At 69.8% G+C, this 17,011-nt stretch carries 18 protein-coding genes; all 18 read right to left on the minus strand.

Annotated elements, in window-relative coordinates:
- Positions 1-123 precede the first annotated feature (123 nt).
- Positions 124-399, minus strand: a complete 276-nt coding sequence (gene rpsQ / locus HUO13_RS34365) for a 30S ribosomal protein S17 (protein ID WP_211899023.1) — start codon at positions 397-399, stop codon at positions 124-126.
- Positions 396-638 carry a 50S ribosomal protein L29 gene (gene rpmC / locus HUO13_RS34370; RefSeq protein ID WP_211899024.1) on the minus strand — a complete coding sequence of 81 codons (243 nt, stop codon included), beginning with the start codon at positions 636-638 and terminating at the stop codon, positions 396-398. The genes rpsQ and rpmC overlap by 4 nt, the downstream gene beginning before the upstream one ends.
- Positions 638-1,057 carry a 50S ribosomal protein L16 gene (gene rplP, locus HUO13_RS34375; RefSeq protein WP_009948636.1) on the minus strand — a complete coding sequence of 140 codons (420 nt, stop codon included), beginning with the start codon at positions 1,055-1,057 and terminating at the stop codon, positions 638-640. The genes rpmC and rplP overlap by 1 nt, the downstream gene beginning before the upstream one ends.
- A gap of 3 nt (positions 1,058-1,060) precedes the next feature.
- Positions 1,061-1,975 (minus strand): 30S ribosomal protein S3, encoded by a 915-nt coding sequence (gene rpsC / locus HUO13_RS34380; protein ID WP_211899025.1) that lies wholly within the window; start codon positions 1,973-1,975, stop codon positions 1,061-1,063.
- Positions 1,975-2,394: a 50S ribosomal protein L22 gene (gene rplV, locus HUO13_RS34385; RefSeq protein WP_029621862.1), complete on the minus strand. Its 420-nt coding sequence runs from the start codon at positions 2,392-2,394 to the stop codon at positions 1,975-1,977. Before rplV ends, rpsC begins: the two co-directional genes overlap by 1 nt.
- Before the next feature lie 42 nt (positions 2,395-2,436).
- Entirely contained in the window at positions 2,437-2,718 is a 282-nt protein-coding gene (rpsS, locus tag HUO13_RS34390; RefSeq protein ID WP_009948631.1) for a 30S ribosomal protein S19, read from the minus strand.
- Positions 2,719-2,736: 18 nt separating this feature from the next.
- Entirely contained in the window at positions 2,737-3,570 is an 834-nt protein-coding gene (gene rplB / locus HUO13_RS34395; protein WP_211899026.1) for a 50S ribosomal protein L2, read from the minus strand.
- A gap of 32 nt (positions 3,571-3,602) precedes the next feature.
- Positions 3,603-3,902 (minus strand): 50S ribosomal protein L23, encoded by a 300-nt coding sequence (gene rplW, locus HUO13_RS34400; RefSeq protein WP_249124289.1) that lies wholly within the window; start codon positions 3,900-3,902, stop codon positions 3,603-3,605.
- Positions 3,899-4,585, minus strand: a complete 687-nt coding sequence (rplD, locus tag HUO13_RS34405) for a 50S ribosomal protein L4 (protein ID WP_211899027.1) — start codon at positions 4,583-4,585, stop codon at positions 3,899-3,901. Before rplD ends, rplW begins: the two co-directional genes overlap by 4 nt.
- A complete protein-coding gene (rplC, locus tag HUO13_RS34410) occupies positions 4,585-5,235 on the minus strand; it encodes a 50S ribosomal protein L3 (RefSeq protein ID WP_211899028.1) in 651 nt (216 codons plus the stop codon). Before rplC ends, rplD begins: the two co-directional genes overlap by 1 nt.
- A gap of 17 nt (positions 5,236-5,252) precedes the next feature.
- Positions 5,253-5,558, minus strand: coding sequence for a 30S ribosomal protein S10 (gene rpsJ, locus HUO13_RS34415; RefSeq protein WP_009948626.1), 306 nt, complete (start codon positions 5,556-5,558; stop codon positions 5,253-5,255).
- Between the two features lie 557 nt (positions 5,559-6,115).
- On the minus strand, positions 6,116-7,309 hold the full coding sequence (tuf, locus tag HUO13_RS34420) for an elongation factor Tu (RefSeq protein WP_211899029.1): 1,194 nt from the start codon (positions 7,307-7,309) through the stop codon (positions 6,116-6,118).
- A gap of 128 nt (positions 7,310-7,437) precedes the next feature.
- Positions 7,438-9,540, minus strand: a complete 2,103-nt coding sequence (gene fusA / locus HUO13_RS34425) for an elongation factor G (RefSeq protein ID WP_211899030.1) — start codon at positions 9,538-9,540, stop codon at positions 7,438-7,440.
- 75 nt (positions 9,541-9,615) lie between these two features.
- Positions 9,616-10,086, minus strand: coding sequence for a 30S ribosomal protein S7 (gene rpsG / locus HUO13_RS34430; RefSeq protein ID WP_009948621.1), 471 nt, complete (start codon positions 10,084-10,086; stop codon positions 9,616-9,618).
- Positions 10,086-10,460 carry a 30S ribosomal protein S12 gene (gene rpsL, locus HUO13_RS34435; protein ID WP_009948619.1) on the minus strand — a complete coding sequence of 125 codons (375 nt, stop codon included), beginning with the start codon at positions 10,458-10,460 and terminating at the stop codon, positions 10,086-10,088. Before rpsL ends, rpsG begins: the two co-directional genes overlap by 1 nt.
- Before the next feature lie 535 nt (positions 10,461-10,995).
- Positions 10,996-11,241 (minus strand): PASTA domain-containing protein, encoded by a 246-nt coding sequence (locus tag HUO13_RS34440; protein ID WP_249124290.1) that lies wholly within the window; start codon positions 11,239-11,241, stop codon positions 10,996-10,998.
- A 64-nt stretch (positions 11,242-11,305) separates the two neighbouring features.
- A complete protein-coding gene (locus HUO13_RS34445) occupies positions 11,306-12,949 on the minus strand; it encodes a TNT domain-containing protein (RefSeq protein ID WP_211899031.1) in 1,644 nt (547 codons plus the stop codon).
- Entirely contained in the window at positions 12,946-17,001 is a 4,056-nt protein-coding gene (locus HUO13_RS34450; protein WP_249124291.1) for an ADP-ribosylglycohydrolase family protein, read from the minus strand. Before HUO13_RS34450 ends, HUO13_RS34445 begins: the two co-directional genes overlap by 4 nt.
- Positions 17,002-17,011 lie beyond the last annotated feature (10 nt).

A 17,011-nucleotide genomic window follows, 5' to 3' on the forward strand; every position in this document is an offset into this window, starting at 1 on the left:
GCGTCCGGGCGTTCGCCCGGTCGCACTCTGGCGCGACGGATTTCCGACCCGACGCGCGCGGTCAACCGGCACGCGATTCGGCCGGCCGCTGAAACCTCCAACGGCCGGCCGACCGCGACCGACTTACTTGGCCTTCTCGACGACCTCGACCAGCCGCCAGCGCTTGGTCGCCGACAGCGGGCGGGTCTCCATGAGGAGGACCCGGTCGCCGACGCCCGCCGTGTTGGCCTCGTCGTGCGCCTTCACCTTGGTGGTCTGGCGCATGACCTTGCCGTAGAGGGCGTGCTTCTTGCGGTCCTCGAGCGAGACCACGATCGTCTTGTCCATCTTGTCCGAGACGACGTAGCCCTCGCGGACCTTGCGGGTGTTGCGGGTCACGCCCTGTCCTCCGTCACTCATGCCGCGCCCTCCTCAGCGCCTTCAGGTGAAACCGTCAGGCCCAGTTCGCGCTCACGCATGATGGTGTAGATCCGGGCGATGTCCCGGCGAACGACGCGCAGCCGGCGGTTGTTCTCCAGCTGCCCGGTCGCCATCTGGAACCGGAGGTTGAACAGCTCTTCCTTCGATTCCTTCAGCTTCTGCACGAGCTCCTCGTCGGCCAGCTCGCGCAGCTCGGTGGCGGTGACGCCCGCTGCCATCAGAAGTCACCAGCCTCTCGGGACACGATCTTGCACTTCATCGGGAGCTTGTGCGCCGCACGGGTCAGCGCCTCGATCGCGGTCTTCTCGTTCGGGAAGTTCAGCTCGAACATGACGCGACCGGGCTTGACGTTGGCGACCCAGGACTCCGGGGAGCCCTTACCGGAACCCTGACGGGTCTCGGCCGGCTTCTTGGTCAGCGGACGGTCCGGGAAGATGTTGATCCACACCTTGCCGCCACGCTTGACGTGCCGGGTGATGGCGATACGAGCCGACTCGATCTGACGGTTGGTCACGTAGCCGTGCTCGATCGCCTGAATGCCGTACTCACCGAAGTTGATCCGGGTGCCGCCCTTGGCGAAGCCCTTCCGCTTCGGCGCGTGGCTCTTGCGCCACTTCACCCTGCGTGGGACCAGCACGTCTCAGCCCTCCGTCTTCTCATCGGCCCGAGGCTCGGCGACCTGCGGGGCGTTGGCCGAGGCCACGTCGCCGGAGGTCTGCGCCTGCTCGGGACTCTGCGCGGAGCCCTTGGACTTGTCCGCCGCGGCGCGACCGGCCTCGGTGCCACCGGAGCCGGTGGTGCCGGAGGCACCCGAACGACGACGGCCGCCGCGCTCGGGACGGCCACCGCGCTCGCCGCGCTCGCCACGGTCACCGCGGTCACCGCGGGGCGGGCGCACCTCGGACTCCTGCTGCTTCTGCTTCAGGCCACCGACGAGCTCACCCTTGTAGATCCACACCTTCACGCCGATGCGGCCGAAGGTGGTGCGGGCCTCGAAGAAGCCGTAGTCGATGTCCGCGCGCAGCGTGTGCAGCGGGACCCGGCCCTCGCGGTAGAACTCCGACCGGGACATCTCGGCACCGCCGAGACGGCCACCGCACTGCACCCGGATGCCCTTGACCTGCGGCGAGCGCATGGCCGACTGGATGGCCTTGCGCATCGCGCGCCGGAACGAGACCCGGTTCGAGAGCTGCTCGGCGACGCCCTGGGCCACCAGCTGCGCATCCGCCTCGGCGTTCTTGACCTCGAGGATGTTGAGCTGGACCTGCTTGCCGGTCAGCTTCTCCAGCGAACCGCGGATGCGGTCCGCCTCGGCACCGCGACGGCCGATGACGATGCCCGGCCGGGCGGTGTGGATGTCCACCCGGACCCGCTCGCGGGTGCGCTCGATCTCCACCTTGGAGATCCCTGCGCGCTCCATACCGCGAGAGAGCCGACGGCGGATCTTGACGTCCTCCGCGACGTATTCCGAGTACTGCTTGTCGGCGTACCAGCGGGACTTCCAGTCCGTGGTGATGCCGAGACGGAAGCCGTGCGGGTTGATCTTCTGACCCACTACCGGGCACTCCCCTTCTGGCTCTTGGACTTGCTGGCCACCTTCTTCGGACGCGACTCGACCTCGACCGTGATGTGGCTGGTCCGCTTGCGGATCCGGTACGCGCGACCCTGCGCACGCGGCCGGAAGCGCTTCAGCGTCGGACCCTCGTCGACGTAGGCCCGGTGCACCCAGAGGGTGTCGGGGTCGAGCGAGAGGTTGTTCTCCGCGTTGGCGACCGCACTGGCGAGCACCTTCGACACCGGACCGCTGGCGGCCTGCGGCGCGAACTGGAGCACGGCCAGGGCTTCGCTGGCGCTACGGCCCTTGATGAGCTCGACCACGCGACGGGCCTTCATCGGCGTCACGCGGACGAAGCGGGCCCGCGCCACTGCGCGCGGGTTCTCCTCCGCGGCAGTGTCGTCGATACGGGCTGTCATCCTGCTACCCCTTGCTGCTGTTCGTTCGTGTCACAGACCCGCTCAGCGGCGGCGCGACTTCCGGTCGTCCTTGACGTGACCCTTGAAGGTGCGGGTCGGCGCGAATTCGCCGAGCTTGTGCCCGACCATCGACTCGTTGACAAACACCGGGATGTGCTTGCGGCCGTCGTGGACCGCGAAGGTGTGCCCGAGCATGTCCGGAATGATCGTCGACCGGCGGGACCAGGTCTTGATCACGGTCTTCTTGCCCGACTCGTTCAGCGCGTCCACCTTCTTGAGCAGGTGGTCGTCCACGAACGGGCCCTTCTTCAGGCTGCGTGGCATGTTCTCCTACCTCCCTGCTCAGCGCTTCTTGCCGGTGCGGCGACGGCGGACGATGAGCTTGTCACTGGGCTTGTTGCGGCGGGTGCGACCCTCCGGCTTGCCCTTCGGGTTGACCGGGTGACGACCACCGGAGGTCTTGCCCTCACCACCACCGTGCGGGTGGTCCACCGGGTTCATCACGACACCTCGGACGGTCGGGCGCTTGCCCTTCCACCGCATCCGGCCGGCCTTGCCCCAGTTGATGTTGGCGTGCTCGGAGTTGCCGACCTCGCCGACCGTGGCACGGCAGCGCGCGTCCACGTTCCGGATCTCGCCCGAGGGCATCCGGAGCTGGGCGTACGGGCCGTCCTTGGCCACCAGCTGGACCCTGGCACCCGCCGAGCGCGCGATCTTGGCCCCGCCACCGGGGCGCAGCTCGATCGCGTGCACCACGGTGCCGGTGGGGATGTTGCGCAGCGGCAGGTTGTTGCCCGGCTTGATGTCGGCGCGGGCACCGCTCTCGATCCGGTCGCCCTGCCGCACGTTGTTCGGGGCGATGATGTAGCGCTTCTCGCCGTCCGCGTAGTGCAGCAGCGCGATCCGGGCGCTGCGGTTGGGGTCGTACTCGATGTGCGCGACCTTGGCCGGCACACCGTCCTTGTCGTTGCGGCGGAAGTCGATCAGGCGGTAGGCCCGCTTGTGGCCGCCGCCCTTGTGCCGCGTGGTGATCTTGCCGTGTGCGTTGCGACCGCCCCGGCCGTGCAGGGGGCGCAGCAGCGACTTCTCCGGCTCCGACCGCGTGATCTCGGCGAAGTCGGACACGCTGGAGCCGCGACGCCCTGGCGTCGTCGGCTTGAACTTGCGAATGCCCATCTCTAACGCAACCTCGTCCTAATCAGCGCCGGTCAGGCGGCCGGTCCGCCGAAGATTTCGATCGGCTTGCTCTCCGGGGAGAGCGTTACGATCGCCCGCTTGGTGTCCTTGCGCTTGCCGTACCCGGTGCGGGTGCGCTTGCGCTTGCCCTGGCGGTTGATCGTGTTGACGTTGTTGACCTTCACGCCGAAGATCTTCTCGACCGCGATCTTGATCTCGGTCTTGTTCGAGCCCGGGCGGACCAGGAACGTGTACTGGTTCTCCTCGAGCAGCCCGTAGGACTTCTCGGAGATCACCGGCGCAAGGATGATGTCTCGCGGGTCGGGGATCACTGGTTCGCCTCCTCAGCCTCACCAGAGGTAGCCGCCGCCTTTGCCGTCCTGCCCTTGGCCGGGCCTGCGACGAAGCGCTCGAACGCCGCCTTGGTGAACACGACGTCGTCGTTGACCAGGACGTCGTAGGTGTTCAGCTGGGACGGGTCGATCAGGTGGACGTTCTGCAGGTTGCGCAGGCTCAGCCAGGAGGTCTCCTCCGACTTGTTGAGCACCACCAGGACGCGCTTGGCCTCGGTCCAGGTCCGCACCGCGGTCTTGGCCTGCCTGGTCGACGGCTGCTCGCCACCGACGACGTGGGAGACCACGTGCAGCTGGCCCGCGCGGACGCGGTCGGACAGGGCACCGCGAAGCGCGGCGACCTTCATCTTCTTGGGGGTCCGCTGCGAGTAGTCGCGCGGCTGCGGCCCATGGACGGTGCCACCACCGGTGAACTGCGGGGCGCGGATCGAGCCCTGCCGGGCGTTACCGGTGCCCTTCTGCCGGTACGGCTTCTTGCCACCACCGGAGACCTGGCCGCGGGTCTTGGTCGCGTGCGTGCCCTGGCGGCCCGCCGCGAGCTGAGCGACGACGACCTGGTGCATCAACGCGATGTTGGCCTGCACGTCGAAGATCTCGGCGGGCAGCTCGACGGTGCCGTCGGTCTTGCCGTCCGGGGTACGGACGTCCAGCGTCACGCTCATCACGCACCACCCTTCGCGGGACTCTTCACCAGCACCAGTCCGCCCTTCGGGCCGGGGACGGCGCCCTTGATCAGCAGCAGGCCGGACTCGCCCTCCACCCGGTGGACCTTGAGGTTCTGGGTGGTGACGCGGTCGGAGCCCATCCGCCCGGACATCCGCATGCCCTTGAACACGCGGCCCGGGGTGGCACAGCCACCGATGGAGCCCGGCTTGCGGTGCACGGCCTGGGTACCGTGGCTGGCGCCCTGGCCGCGGAAGCCGTGGCGCTTCATCGTGCCCGCGAAGCCCTTGCCCTTACTGGTGCCGACCACGTCGACCACCGTGCCGGCCTCGAAGACCTCGGCGGTGACTTCCTGGCCGACCTCGTACTCGCCGGCGTCGGCGGTGCGCAGCTCGACGACGTGGCGGCGCGGAGTGACGCCTGCCTTGGTGAAGTGGCCGGTGCGCGGCTTGTTCACCTTGCGCGGGTCGATGGCGCCGAACGCCAGCTGCACGGCCGCGTAGCCGTCCTTCTCCGGGGTGCGAATCTGGGTGACCACGTTCGGCCCGGCCTGCACGACCGTCACCGGGACAACCCGGTTCTGGTCGTCGAAGACCTGGGTCATGCCGAGCTTGGTGCCCAGAATCCCCTTGATCTGCCTGTCAGACATGGGTCTCGTCTCTCCGCCTACTGGATGTTCACGTCGACGCTGGCTGGCAGGTCGATGCGCATGAGCGCGTCCACCGTCTTGGGCGTCGGTTCGAGGATGTCGATGAGCCGCTTGTGCGTCCGCATCTCGAAGTGCTCCCGCGAGTCCTTGTACTTGTGCGGGGAGCGGATGACGCAGTAGACGTTCTTCTCAGTGGGCAGCGGCACCGGCCCGACGACCCGAGCGCCGGTGCGCGTCACGGTCTCGACGATCTTGCGCGCGGACGCGTCGATCGCCTCGTGGTCGTAGGCCTTGAGCCGGATGCGGATCTTCTGTCCCGCCATAGTGGCTTGCCGTTCCTCTAGTCTCGTGCCGCGGTTGCATGCAGGGAGCGGGCGCACCGCCCCCGTTGGGCGTTGGTGCCCTGCGCGGCCTCAGCCGTGTGAGCGCCCCCGGGTGCCGGATGTCCGGCACAGGTGGGTCACAGCCCTCGGTCCGCCCCTGTTCAGGTGTTTGGTGCCCGGTACACGCGGTCGGGCGTGTCGCCTTGTTGACCACATACCGGTCCCGCCGAACTGTGCCGGTGGGATGGGCCTCGCGGCCCGTACACCTTCTCTTGCCACCCTGATCGGCAGGCCGCCTTCGCGGCGGCCACGCGCAGGCCCGAAAGAACCGGTCCTGGTCCGAACCAAGGGCGCGAGGCTGTTCGTAGCGAAGCGGCCGGATTGCAGCCGAGCTTGCGCCCGAAAATCCGACCGCTCCGAACGAGCAACCCATACAGGATGACACACGCCGTATGTCAACCCAAATCGGGGGTGGGTTCACCGGGAATTCGATCTCGGTTCCCGGGGAAACCGCAGAGGGCCTGCCTCCCCTGGGGAGAGGCAGGCCCTCTACCGGATCACTTGTTGATCTTGACGACGCGGCCCGCGCCGACCGTGCGGCCACCCTCGCGGATCGCGAAGCGCAGACCTTCGTCCATCGCGATCGGCTGGATGAGCTGCACCGACATCTCGGTGTTGTCGCCCGGCATGACCATCTCGGTGCCCTCGGGGAGGGTCACCACGCCGGTCACGTCGGTGGTGCGGAAGTAGAACTGCGGGCGGTAGTTGTTGAAGAACGGCGTGTGCCGACCACCCTCGTCCTTGGACAGGATGTAGACCTGCGCCTCGAACTCGGTGTGCGGGGTGGTGGTGCCGGGCTTCACGACGACCATGCCGCGCTCGACCTCTTCGCGCTTGATACCGCGGATGAGCAGGCCGACGTTGTCACCGGCCTGGCCCTGGTCGAGCAGCTTGCGGAACATCTCGACACCCGTGACGGTGGTCTTGAGCGGCTTCTCCTTGATGCCGACCATCTCGACCTCTTCGTTCACGTTGATGACGCCGCGCTCGATGCGCCCGGTCACCACGGTGCCACGACCGGTGATGGAGAAGACATCCTCGATCGGCATCAGGAACGGCTTGTCGGTCTCGCGCTCCGGGTCCGGAACGTTCTCGTCGACCGCGTCCAGCAGCTCCATGATCTTGTCGCCCCACTCGGCGTCGCCCTCCAGCGCCTTCAGCGCGGAGACGCGGACGACCGGGACGTCGTCGCCGGGGAACTCCTGAGCCGACAGCAGCTCACGGACCTCCATCTCGACGAGCTCGATGATCTCCTCGTCGTCGACCATGTCGGCCTTGTTCAGCGCGACCAGGATGTAGGGGACGCCGACCTGGCGGGCCAGCAGCACGTGCTCCCGGGTCTGCGGCATCGGGCCGTCGGTCGCCGCGACCACCAGGATGGCGCCGTCCATCTGGGCCGCACCGGTGATCATGTTCTTGACGTAGTCGGCGTGACCGGGGGCGTCGACGTGCGCGTAGTGACGCTTCTCGGTCTGGTACTCGACGTGCGCGATCTGGATCGTGATGCCGCGCTGCTTCTCCTCCGGCGCCTTGTCGATCTCGTCGAACGGCGTGAAGGGGTTCAGCTCCGGGTGCTTGTCGTGCAGCACCTTGGTGATCGCCGCGGTGAGCGTGGTCTTGCCGTGGTCAACGTGACCGATGGTCCCGATGTTGACGTGCGGCTTGTCCCTCTCGAACTTCGCCTTCGCCACTGGATTGTCCTCCTGGACTTGTTAACTTTCCGCCGTACGACTTGTTGTGCCAGGCGGAGTCCTGTCGGGTTGGTGACCGGTGGCCGGCGCTCCCGCAGGAGTCCGGCCACCCGCCGCCGAACTGGGGATTACTCCCCGGTCGCCTTCGCGATGATCTCCTTAGCCACGTTCGCGGGAACCTCGGCGTAGGAGTCGAACACCATCGAGTAGTTCGCACGACCCTGCGTCTTGGAGCGCAGGTCGCCGACATACCCGAACATCTCCGACAGCGGGACCTGGGCCTTGACGACGCGGACACCGCTGCGCTCCTCCATGGCCTGGATGTGGCCACGACGGGAGTTCAGGTCGCCGATGACATCACCCATGTAGTCCTCGGGGGTGGTGACCTCGACGGCCATGATCGGCTCGAGCAGCGCGGGGGACGCCTTGGCGGCGGCCTCCTTCATGGCGATCGAACCGGCGATCTTGAAGGCCATTTCCGAGGAGTCGACCTCGTGGTACTGGCCGTCCAGCAGGGTCACCTTGATGCCCACCAGCGGGTAGCCGGCCAGCACGCCGTACTGCATGGCGTCCTGCGCACCCTGGTCGACCGACGGGATGTACTCCCGCGGCACACGACCACCGGTGACCTTGTTCTCGAACTCGTACGTCGCACTGTCAGCGCTCTGCTCGATCGGCTCGAGCGAGATGATGACCCGGGCGAACTGCCCCGAACCACCGGTCTGCTTCTTGTGCGTGTACTCGTACTTGTCGACGGTCTTGCGAATCGTCTCGCGGTAGGCCACCTGGGGCTTACCGATGTTCGCCTCGACCTTGAAGTCCGACTTCATCCGGTTGACCAGGACCTCGAGGTGGAGCTCACCCATGCCCTTGATGATGGTCTGACCGGTCTCGTCGTCCAGCTTGACCTGGAAGGTCGGGTCCTCCTCGGCGAGCTTCTGGATCGCCGTGGACAGCTTCTCCTGGTCGGCCTTCGTCTTCGGCTCGATGGCCACCTCGATGACCGGAGCCGGGAAGGTCATCGACTCCAGAACGATCGGGTTCTGGGGGTCGCAGAGCGTGTCACCGGTGGTGGTGTCCTTGAGCCCGATCACCGCGTAGATGTGACCGGCCTGGATCTCGTCGACCGGGTTCTCCTTGTTGGAGTGCATCTGGAACATCTTCCCGATGCGCTCCTTGCGCTCCTTGGTCGAGTTGATGACCTGGGTGCCCGAGGAGACCTTGCCCGAGTAGACCCGGACGTAGGTGAGCTTGCCGAAGAACGGGTGCACGGAGATCTTGGAGACCAGCGCCGCGAACGGCTCCTGCGTGCTGGGCTTGCGCTCGGCGGCGGTCTCGCCGTCGGGCAGCAGGCCCTGCACCGGCGGGACGTCCAGCGGCGAGGGCAGGTAGTCGACCACCGCGTCCAGCATCGGCTGGACACCCTTGTTCTTGAAGGCGGTGCCGCACAGCACCGGGAACGCCTCCCGGTTGATCGTGAGCTTGCGGATGCCGTCCTTGATCTGGTCCTCGGTCAGCTCCTCGCCACCGAAGTAGGCCTCCATCAGGGCCTCGTCGGTCTCGGCGACCGCCTCGACGAGCTGCTCGCGGTAGCTGGCGGCCTCGTCGGCGAGCTCGGCCGGGATGTCCTCGACCGCGTAGTCCTCGCCCTTCTTGACCTCACCGCGCCAGGTCAGCGCCTTCATCCGCACCAGGTCGACGACGCCCTGGAAGTCGGACTCGGAGCCGATCGGGAGCTGGAGCACCAGCGGCTTGGCGGCGAGCCGCTCCTCGATGGTCCGCACGGTGTAGTAGAAGTCCGCACCCAGCTTGTCCATCTTGTTGACGAAGCAGATGCGCGGGACCTCGTACTTGTCCGCCTGGCGCCAGACCTGCTCGGACTGCGGCTCGACACCTTCCTTGCCGTCGAACACCGCGACCGCACCGTCGAGCACCCGCAGCGAGCGCTCCACCTCGACGGTGAAGTCGACGTGCCCGGGGGTGTCGATGATGTTGATCTGGTTGTCGCCCCAGAAGGTCGTGGTAGCAGCCGAGGTGATGGTGATACCCCGCTTCTGCTCCTCTTCCATCCAGTCCATCGTCGCGGCGCCGTCGTGCACCTCGCCGATCTTGTACGTGATCCCCGTGTAGTAGAGGATCCGCTCGGTCGTGGTGGTCTTGCCCGCGTCGATGTGGGCCATGATGCCGATGTTGCGGACCTTGGTCAGGTCTGTCAGCACGTCGCGTGCCACGAGATTCTTCCCCGTTCCTACAGCGGATTCAGCTGTCGAAGCGGTGGGCCGAGGCGGGCAGGAGCCGACCCGACGTCACCAGCGGTAGTGCGCGAAGGCCTTGTTGGACTCCGCCATCTTGTGCGTGTCTTCGCGCTTCTTGACGCTTGCGCCGAGGCCGTTGCTCGCGTCCAGGAGCTCGTTCATGAGGCGCTCGACCATGGTCTTCTCACGACGCTGCCGCGAGTAGGTGACGAGCCAACGCAGTGCAAGGGTGGTGGAACGGCCGGCACGGACCTCGATCGGCACCTGGTAGGTCGCGCCACCGACGCGGCGGCTGCGGACCTCCAGGGTCGGCTTGACGTTGTCCAGCGCACGCTTGAGCGTGACCACCGGGTCGGTGCCGGTCTTGTCCCGGCAGCCTTCCAGCGCCGCGTACACGATGCGCTCGGCCAGCGAACGCTTCCCGTCCACCAGCACCTTGTTCACCAGCTGGGTCACCAGCGGTGAGCTGTACACGGGATCGGCGTGCAGCGGCCGCTTCGGGGCCGGACCCTTGCGGGGCATCAGCTCTTCTCCTTCTTCGCGCCGTACCGGCTGCGAGCCTGCTTGCGGTTCTTCACACCCTGGGTGTCAGCGGAACCGCGGATGATCTTGTAGCGCACGCCGGGGAGGTCCTTAACACGACCGCCGCGAACGAGCACGATCGAGTGCTCCTGCAGGTTGTGCCCCTCACCCGGGATGTAGGCCGTGACCTCGATGCCGCTGGTGAGCTTGACACGGGCGACCTTGCGCAGTGCCGAGTTGGGCTTCTTCGGGGTGGTGGTGTACACGCGGGTGCACACGCCACGCCGCTGCGGGCTCCCCTTGAGCGCCGCGGTCTTGGTCTTCGCGACCTTGTCCTGGCGGCCCTTACGGACCAGCTGCTGGATGGTGGGCATGGACCGGCTTTCTGTCAGCGTTCGCGTCTTCTGGGTACTCGGCCAAGCGCCGCTCGTCCGAGCTCCGCTTGACGCACAGTGCCCCCTGGCGTCGAGCACCTGCAGGCACTGTGTACTTGGGACTCCCCCGCACCACGAGGTCGGGCGTGTCGCCCGCTCCTCGGCCTTGCGGCGCTGATGGCGTCCCAGCGGGAATTACCCCAGTGGGCTGTCAGGAGGAGTTCCGCCGCCCGCGTCGGTGTCCGGGACTGCGAACCGCGGATGGAGCTGCACGCAGTCACCTGTCACGCACGGGCATGCGGATCGACCCGATCGGTCTCGGGTCCGATAAACAAAGATACCCGCCCCGTTCTGAGAGGGTCAAAACGGGGGTCCCATGACCTGCCCGATCGCACCGGCGCTCCTTCGACGTCGCCGGTAGCGGGGCTCGTCGTGTCCGAGCCGCCACTCTACCCACTGCGGCGCGCCACACCGAGACGTCGAGCGGCACTGCGCCCGAAAGTCGCATCACCGGCCACGCTGCGCAGCCGCTCCACTACGGCTCGGTCCAGGCCACGAGCCAGTTCGCCGCGCCGAGCCGCTCCCCGGCAGGCGGACGCTGGCGGACCACGGGACCGCGGTCGTCCCGCAGCGGGCGGGGCTCGTCGCCCGGACCTGCGGCGACGATGGGGACGCCCGCCGCGTCGGCCGCGGCGATCGCGTCGGCCGGTGCCAGCCCGACGACGTCGGGCACGACGACGGGCGACCCGTCGTAGTCGAGTTCGCGGGACACCCCGGCCATCCCAGCACGGTAGCAGCGCCGCGAACCCGCGATCAGCGCACCGCCCGCGCACGGCTCCGGGCCGTCACACCGGGGCGAGCCAGCCGTCCCGCACCAGGTCGGCGACCGTCAGCGGCAGGAAGTAGGCGGTGCCACCACCGACCTGGCCGTGGTCCGGCCGGACCACCGCCGAGACCACCTCGAACCCGGTGGTCACCCGGAACCTGCGGTACTCGCCGGGCGGCGCGTGCACGGGCATCGACCGCTGCGGCAGCGTGGTGCCCGCCACGAAGACGGTGTTGCCCTCCGACGGCCCGAACCGGTCCACCTCGGCGCCTGCCGGGAGCATGAAGACCGTCTTGCGGTCGAAGGCGGTCAGCGGCGGGTCGACCTCGCTCGGCCGGATCATGCACTCGTAGTCGGCCAGCTCCTCCTCCGGCGTGCGCAGGAAGCGCTCCAGGGTCAGGGTCAAGCAGCCGATCAGGTGCGCACCGGCCTCGGCGACGATCGGGAAGCGCGACTCGTCCTTGCGGACGCCCTCGTCCACGCAGTACACCGACCACCACCCGTCGGCCTCGCGCACCATGCTCCAGCCGCCCTCCAGCGGACCGTCGGTGCTGTAGAAGCGCCGGGAGATGCCCAGGCTGGCGATCCGCCTCCGGATCAGCTCGACTGTGTTCTCTGTGTACCCGCCGTCGACCGAGTAGGCGTCGGTGCCCAGGACCAGCGCCTTGGCCTGGTCGATCGCGTGCGCGGCGACGCTGCTCGGAACGCGGTGGGCGTGGCGGCGGACGTGGTCGAGGAACTCGGCGGGCGGGGTGATGTCGTGGTGCTCCAGGTAATGGGCCATCGACAGCGGCCACGCCCAGACGCCGTCGGTGCAGAACACCTTGGGCACCTCCGGCGGGCGGGAGGGGTCGACCTCGTCCTCCGACGTGCTGCGCGCCGACAGCACGACGTGGCCGTTCCACAGGTACTCGGCCAGCATCGCCTTCTCCGAGGCGGTGATCACCGGCCGGAAGACCTGCGGGCGCCCTTCGGAGTCGCGGCCGTCGAACAGCGGTGCCATCCGGACCGGCCCGGGCAGCTCCGCCGCCGACACCAGCTGCTCGCGGTGGTAGCGGATCGCAGGGGCGAGCAGCCACTCGGGCGCGCCGGTGCGGGGCAGGTGCCGCAGCTCGTCGAAGTACTCGCGCTCGTCGCCGGTCTCGCGCGGCCACCGCGGCGGCTCGTGGTCCGGGGCGAACGCCCGCTCGCCGCCGTCGGCGACCTCGACAACGAGGTTGCTCCACGCACCGGTGTCGGGGGTGTAGGTGAGGACGCGGTGCCGCCGCAGCCACTCGACCAGCTCGTGTGGAGCGATCCAGGACAGCTCCGCACCACCGACGACGGCGGTCGCGCTCACCGCGATCCGCTCGCCCAGCGCCGCGCAGGACAGCGACACGCGCTGCCAGCCCTCCGGCGCGAGACGGTGTAGCGCGCCGGCGAGCTCGGCCTCGACGTCGACGCGCAGCACGGGCTCGGTGGCCGGTCCGTACCCCGCGGGCTGCGGGAACGTCGGGCAGCGGGAAGCCGGCACCGGGAGGTGGTCGACGAAGGCCCGCTCGACGCGCTCGGGCTCGACGGGCTCGCCGTCAGCGCGCAGCCCGGCGCCCGGGACCGCCTCCAGCCTGCGCAGCTGCCCATCGACCGAACCCCAGGTGGCCCAGCCCGGCGTACCGGTGATCACTCGTCGTCCCCCTCCAACCTCGTCGCCCGCGGCATCACGCCGTTGATCCGCCGCGGCGCGGGCTTCGGCGCGGGGAACTCCGCGACCGGCTCCTGCGACCGGCGCGGACCCGGCTCCTGCGACCGCTGCTGGTCCGGCTCGTCCAGCGACACCGCACGCATGCGGCGGGTCGGGAACTCGCCCGCCGCCGACGGGGTGGCCGGCCGGGCCGACCGCGGCGGGCGGACCGGGTAGCGCTCGCTCCAGTCCTCGTCCGCGGGCCGGGCCGACTCGTCGGCGTCGGGCTGGAAGGCCCCGACACCGAACTCGGCGACGCAGTCCAGCGCGATCTGCTCCACGACGTCGCGCAGCTCCAGGTCGGCCAGCCAGTCCACCGGCAGCGCCCCCACGCCGAGCAGCGCGCCGACGATGTTGCCGCAGATCGCGGCCGTCGAGTCGCTGTCACCGGAGTGGTGCGCGGCGACCCGCAGCGCCAGCTCGACGTCGTCGCCGCCGACCAGCGCGGCGCAGACCGCGATGCCCAGCGCCTCCTCGCCGACCCAGCCGCCGCCGAGGACCTCCTCCAGCTGCTGCGGGGTCGGCACCCCGCGCTCGGCCAGCTCGACCGCGAGCTTGAGCATCGCGGTGGTCTCGTCGTGGTCCTCCCAGGTCTCCAGCACCTGCAGGGCCAGCCACACGCCGTCGTCCAGGCTCCTGCCCAGCAGCGCCTGCTGGACGATCACGGCCAGCGCACCCGCGGAGTGGAAGCCTGCCGGGTGGCTGTGGGTCAGCGCGGCGGTGCGGGCGGCCAGCTCGAACACCTCGGCCGGCGACGCCGAGTACAGCGCGACCGGGGCGGCCCGCATGACCCCGCCGCAGCCCTTCGAGTCGTTGATCTTCTCGGTGAACGAACCCGCGGGATGGCCGTCGCCGAAACCGGCGAGCGCGCGGAACACGGTCTTGCCCGGCCCGCGGGTGCTGAACAGGCCGGGGACCTCGACGAGCCAGCCGTCCGGTGCCGGGTGCTCGGCGACGAACGGGCCCGCCGCCGACTTCCACGCCACGCCCTGGGTGTGCAGCCAGCGCTGGTAGGCCAGCTGCACCTCGGGGAGCGGGTCGTCGGCGCCCAGCGTGCGCTGGGCGACGCTGCCGCGGATCAGGCCCTCGGCCGTGAACAGGGTCATCTGCGTGTCGTCGGTGATGGCGCCCCGCACGCCGTAGGCGGTGCGCAGCCCGCGGGGCCCCTGTGGGCCGAACCGCGCGGTGATCTCGTCGGCGGAGATGAACTCCAGGTCGGAACCGAACGAGTCGCCCAGCGCGCCGCCGAGGAAGCTGCCCAGCACGCGCTCGGTCAGCGACGGCGCCACGTACTCGGGGGCTTCCGGCTTGGCGTGGCCGCCGGAGGCGATCGCCGGAGCGGCGCCGCTCTCGGCGGCGACCGGCGGTTCGGCCGGAGCCGGGACGAGTTCGACGGGGGTGGCCGGTTCGGTGTGTGCGGCTGGCGCCGCTTCCGGGGTGGTGGGCTCGTGGGTTTCGTCCGCGGGCGCGGTGGTCGGCTCGTCGACCGACGCCGGGGCCGCATCCGAGTCGGCGGTTTCGTCTTCGACGTCGTTCAGGTCGTCGTTCGCGGTGTCTTCCGCCTCGTCCTCGGCGACGTCCGATGCGGCGTAGGTCGTGTGGGTCGTGACCGCCGCAAGCCGCCGCTCGGCAAGGACCGGGCTCTCCACGACTTCCGGAGCGGACGCTTCGGCGCCGATCGCAGCCGGGAACGTCCCGGCCCTGGCCTCCGACTTCCAGTTGTCGGCGGGGTCCTCGACGCCGGTCAGCTCCCCAACGGACGCGGACTGGGCGGGCAGCCCCTCGTCCGGGTCGTAGATGGGCGGTTCGGCCGCGCGCGCGTCATCCGCAAGCGTTCCGTCCGCAAGCGTTCCGTCCGCGAGCGCTTCGTCAGCGAGTGGTTCGTCCGCGAGTGACGGTTCCTCGTCGTCGACGGCCGGGCCGTCCTGATCGTCGGCAGCGGACTCCTCCGCGCCGTCCTCGTCCTCTTCATCGCCGAAGCCGTCGGCGGGAGCCGAGGTCGTCCCCGGTGTTTCGAAACCGTGAAGGTCTTCGCCGTGTGCGCGCACGGCGTCCGCCAGCTCCTCGTCGAAGTCTCCGGCCGACGCCTGCGCGGTTTCCGCGCCGGTGCGAGGTTCCGGCTCCGGCGGCAGGAAGGACCGCGGCTCGTGGTCGCCCGGCTCCGGGATCCGCGGTTCCGGCTCCGGGAAGGTGGGCACACCGGCGCCCGCGACACCGGCGTCCTGCCGCGTCCAGTCGCGGAACGGGCCGGTCACCGGCTGCGGGTCGAACCCCGTCCGCTCCTCCGCGTGCCGGTCGCCGCCGGACGGCGTCTCGGCGAACGACTCCGGCACCGCGGGCGGCTGCCAAACGCTCGCCGGCTCGAAGTCCTCGCGGACGGCAGCCACACCAGAGTGCGGGTCTTCCCAGCCACCGACCACTCCGACCTGCGGACCTTCGCGGCCGGCGGTTTCGCCGGGCTGCCGGTCGTCCGAGGCGAAGACCGCACCGGCCCGCCCGTCCTCCTGGTAGGCGGGCCCGTCCCCGAAGGCGGCGCCCGCCTGCAAGTCCCAGGGGGCGGCGGCCGCATCCGCCTGCCAGTCCTCCTGGTCAGGGGCGAAGCCCACCCGCGACTCCTCCGGAGCGAAGGCGGTACCGACCAGACCCGGCTCGGGCGCTGCGTCGCGCCGCTCCACGGGCTCTTCCACCACGGCGGCGAACCGGCCAGGTGCCCCGTCAGCGGCGTCGGCGGCCGGCACGACGTCGTCGGAACCGATCGGAGGCAGCACCATCGTCGTCTCGACCGCGGCTTCGGCGTCCACCGCGGGCATCGACGCGGTCAGTTCGAGGGGACCGCCGTAACCCGGGCTGCGCTCGTCGACGTAGCGCTGCGCCCACCTGGGCACCGGCGGCGGCGCGAACGCCTCCGAGGCGTCCGCGCACAGCTGCTCGATGATGTCGCGCAGGTCGAGCTGCTCGAGCCAGTGGGAGGGGATCGCCTCCGGCCCGTACAGCGCACCCGCGAGCTGCCCGGCGAGCGCGCCGGTGACCGAGCTGTCGGCGGACTGGTTGACCGCGACCCGCACCGCGTCGGCGAAGTCCGAGGTGCAGCCGACCGAGGCCAGCGCGATCCCGAGCTCCCCCGGCTTGTGGGCGGTGTCGAACTCGATGTCCAGCTGCCCCGGCTCCGGCCTGCGGCCGCGGGTGCCCGCGAACATCGCCGCGTGCACGGTGCGGCGGACGTCGGCGGGCATCCAGGCCGCCGGGAACGCCACGCCGAGGCGCTTGCCGTCTGCCTCCGCGGCGGCGTCCCACAGCGGCACACCGCGGATGAGCTGCGCGAGGACGTCGCTGTGCATCCCGGCGGCGTGCTGGGCGTCCACACCGGTGGTGAACAGCGTCGTGATGCCGGCCGCCACCGAGTACACCAGCTGCGGGGACTCCGACCACACCATCGCCGGTGCCGCCCAGGCCGCGGTGTCGATCAGGCCCGGGTTCGTCGTCGGCGGGTACAGCATGCCGTCGGGACCGTAGGGCGAGCGCATCGCCATCCGCCCCAGCAGCGCGATCGCGTTGCCGGCGGGGTTGCGGGTGGAGTAGAGCTCCTGGCGCTGCAGCAGCCACCCGGTCGGTTCGGGTTCGGAGCGCACGTACGCCGACATCGCGTACTCCCACGGCACGCCCTGGGTGAACAGCCACCGCAGGTAATTCGCCAGCACGTGCGGTGTCGGCGGCTGCGCCGAGCCGGCCGGGTCGGCGGCCTTGGCGCGCAGCAGCGCGTCGAGGGTGAACACGCTCAGCTGCGTGACGTCGCTGACCGCGCCCCGCCGCCCGAAGACGGGGATGAACTCGGTGACGCCCTGCGGGCCGAACCAGCCCTGGATCTCACCGGTCGACATGTCGCGGACCCCGGCGCCGAGCGCGTCGCCGACGGCGCCCCCGAGCATCGCGCCGCGGAAGCGGTCGGCCCAGGTGAGCCGCGGTGGTTCGGACCCGGCCGGTCGAGCGTCGGTCATCGGCATGTCT

The sequence above is a fragment of the Saccharopolyspora erythraea genome (genome assembly GCF_018141105.1).
Classification (GTDB): domain Bacteria; phylum Actinomycetota; class Actinomycetes; order Mycobacteriales; family Pseudonocardiaceae; genus Saccharopolyspora_D; species Saccharopolyspora_D erythraea_A.